Here is a 2,977-nt window from a genome sequence, read left to right as displayed (position 1 = left end):
AAGCCGATTTCCCTGAGATTGAGACGTTTAATCCGAATGAGAAATTTGGCCCGTGGGAAGAAATCATGAAAAAATTCTTTGCCGACGGCGGATTGTTTGACCAGCTTTCCAGTAAAAAATAAGGCTTGAATATAGAGGCCGTCTGAAACTTCAGACGGCCTTTTGTTACAATAAGCCTTTTTCTTATCCATCTTTTCCCATGTCTCAACGCAAAATCATCCATATCGATATGGACGCATTCTACGCTTCGGTAGAACTGCGCGAGCAGCCGCACCTGAAAGGGCTGCCCGTCGTTGTGGCGTGGGACGGCACGCGGTCGGTTATTTGTGCCGCTTCTTATGAGGCGCGCAAATTCGGCTTGCACTCGGCCATGTCGGTGGCAACGGCGAAAAGGCTGTGTCCGCAGGCGGTGTTTGTGCCGCCGCATTTCGATTTGTACCGCCAGGTATCGGCTCAGATTCATGCCGTGTTTCAGCGTTATACCGATTTGATCGAGCCTTTGTCTTTGGATGAAGCCTATTTGGATGTTACCCGAAATTTTGAAAATATCCCGTACGCCAGCGATGTGGCCAAACGCATTCGTGCCGAAATTTTTGAAGAAACCGGTTTGACGGCCTCCGCAGGCATCGCGCCCAATAAGTTTTTGGCCAAAATCGCTTCCGACTGGCGCAAGCCAAACGGGCAGTTTGTGCTGCCGCCGCAAAAAATCATGGCGTTTTTGGAGAGCCTGTCGTTGGGTAAGATTCCCGGTGTCGGCAAAGTCACGCTGAAAAAGATGAATGCCCTCGGTATGCAGACCGCCGGCGATTTGCGCCGTTTTGAGCGCGGCGAACTTTTAAACCATTTCGGCCGCTACGGCTACCGTCTTTACGATTTAGCACGCGGTATCGACGAGCGGCCGGTCAAAGCCGAACGCGAACGCCTGCAAATCTCAACCGAAATCACTTTGCCCGAAGATTTATCTTTGGCGCAGGCTTCAAGCCATTTGCCGCACCTTGCCGAAGACCTCTGGAGGCAAATCGAATGCAAAAACGTCGAAGCCAAAGGCGTTACCCTCAAGCTCAAAACCTACGATTTCCGCATTATCACGCGTTCGCTGACGTATTCTTCCGTCCTTCCCGACAGCGCCTCGCTGCTTCAGGCGGCACATACTTTGCTGCAGCGCATACCGCCGCAACGCGAAGACGCCTTCCGCCTGATCGGTATCGGCGTGAGCCATTTGCTGCCGAAAAACCAGCAGCAGACGCTTTGGTTATAAAGAAATAGAAAAGCATTCTTTCCGTTTGAAGATAGGGCGCAGGACAATATCGTTCCATAACCATATCGACAGCCGTTTTAACAGGCCGTCTGAAAATTATTAGGAACAACCAGCCATGTCTTTATTCCGTCCTCAATTCTGGAAAATCCCCGAAATCAGCGATGACGAACGCCGCCGCCTGCCTGAGTTGGCGGCCACTTTGGAGCGCCGTTTGCAAGACATTGCCGCGCGCTATCCGCAAGCCGTGTTCGCATCCAGCCTTGCGGTTGAAGATATGGTCATTACCGATGCCGTGTGCCGTCTGAAACTGCCCATCCGCATCATTACGCTCAATACGGGCAAACTCAATCCCGAGACCGCCGCGCTGATTGCCGAAACCAATGCGCGTTATCAAACCGAATTGGAAGTATTTTATCCCAACCGACAAACCGCTGCGGAATTTGAAGCGGAGTTTGGTACAACCGCCATGTACGACAGCGTCGAGTTGCGCCGCCGTTGCTGCCATATCCGTAAAATCGAACCACTCAACCGCGCTTTACACAACGCCCCCGCATGGCTGACCGGACAACGCCGCAGCCAGTCCGAAACGCGCAGCGAATTGAATTTTGAAGAGCTGGATACGGGCCGCAACATCGCCAAATTCAATCCTATTTTCGATTGGGAAGAGCAGGATGTTTGGGCTTATGCACACGAGCACCGAGTTCCGCTTAATGCGCTGTATCATCAAGGCTATCCCAGCATTGGGTGCGAACCCTGCACGCGTCCGGTCAAGTTGGGTGAGAATATCCGCGCCGGGCGATGGTGGTGGGAAAGCAAAGACAGTAAGGAATGCGGTTTGCACAAATAATCAAAGGCCGTCTGAAAATGTTTCAGACGGCCTTTTTGACGGCTTAACAAAATGATTTATCAAGAATTTGTTTTTCGTTCAACGAAAGTGGAAAGCAGGGCGGTATCGATGTCCCATTTCCAAATGCCGCGATCCGAGCCGTCCATGCCGCGCAGGAAGAGGTAGCGGATGGCGATTTTGGGCAACGGCTTGCCGCGCAGGGCATAGTAGCGTGCGGTGGCAACGGCGTAGATCAGGGCTTGCAGATAGTAGTGATGATGTGCCACGGCTTCGTTCATCGCCTGTTGCGTGTAGGCGCTTGCATCGTTGCCCAAATGGTTGGATTTGTAGTCGATTAAAACGACATTGCCGTCTGAATCTTGGCAAACCATATCAATAAAGCCGTTCAAATAGCCTTGTAAATCATGGAAGTCAAGCAGTTGCGCGGCTTGAACGCATTCGGGCGGCAGGTTTGCTTCGCTTGAGGCAAACCAACGGCGCAAGTCGTCCAGTTTGAAATCGTCCATGTACAGGGTAAACCCCATTTCGGGCAGGCGTCGGGTCGGCGGAATCTGCGACAGGCTCTCGTTGATTAAAGGCGTAAGGCGGCAGGTATCGAGCATGGTGATTACCGTCGGCAGCCATTTGTCTTCAAAGCTGTGGCGTTGCAAAACTTCGGCAATCATTTCGGATTGGCTCTCGGCAGAGGCGGCGAAGTCGAGTTTTTCCAGCATTTCATGCAAACATACGCCGGCATTGGTGCCGTGGGGGAAATGGTGGATATCGAGGCCGTCTGAAAGTGGGGGCGGCAGGTTTTCAGACGGCATGGCACGGTCTGCGCTTTCTGCCGGATCGATGGCAGGTTGCAAAGGCTCGTGTTGTTCGTCGGTTGA

3 protein-coding genes and 1 pseudogene are annotated in these 2,977 nt (G+C 52.5%); 3 read left to right on the top strand and 1 reads right to left on the bottom strand.

The features are described 5' to 3' along the window. The 3 genes and pseudogenes from ACTHUE_RS14370 to ACTHUE_RS14360 all read left to right on the top strand — a co-directional run. Positions 1-122, top strand: a pseudogene (locus ACTHUE_RS14370) (sulfate ABC transporter substrate-binding protein); the annotation flags it as partial. Between the two features lie 77 nt (positions 123-199). Beyond that, positions 200-1,258 carry a DNA polymerase IV gene (dinB, locus tag ACTHUE_RS14365; RefSeq protein WP_107769317.1) on the top strand — a complete coding sequence of 353 codons (1,059 nt, stop codon included), beginning with the start codon at positions 200-202 and terminating at the stop codon, positions 1,256-1,258. Between the two features lie 115 nt (positions 1,259-1,373). Further along, positions 1,374-2,105 (top strand): phosphoadenylyl-sulfate reductase, encoded by a 732-nt coding sequence (locus ACTHUE_RS14360; RefSeq protein WP_070459933.1) that lies wholly within the window; start codon positions 1,374-1,376, stop codon positions 2,103-2,105. 59 nt (positions 2,106-2,164) lie between these two features. Here ACTHUE_RS14360 and ACTHUE_RS14355 read toward each other — a convergent pair. Next, positions 2,165-2,977, bottom strand: an 813-nt coding sequence (locus ACTHUE_RS14355; RefSeq protein WP_440403047.1) for a PD-(D/E)XK nuclease family protein, incomplete at its 5' end; no start/stop codon positions are given.

The sequence above is a fragment of the Neisseria sp. P0021.S005 genome (assembly GCF_051956955.1).
The sequence above is the reverse complement of the archived record's forward strand: the minus strand, read 5'-3'. Positions and strand labels throughout refer to the sequence as shown.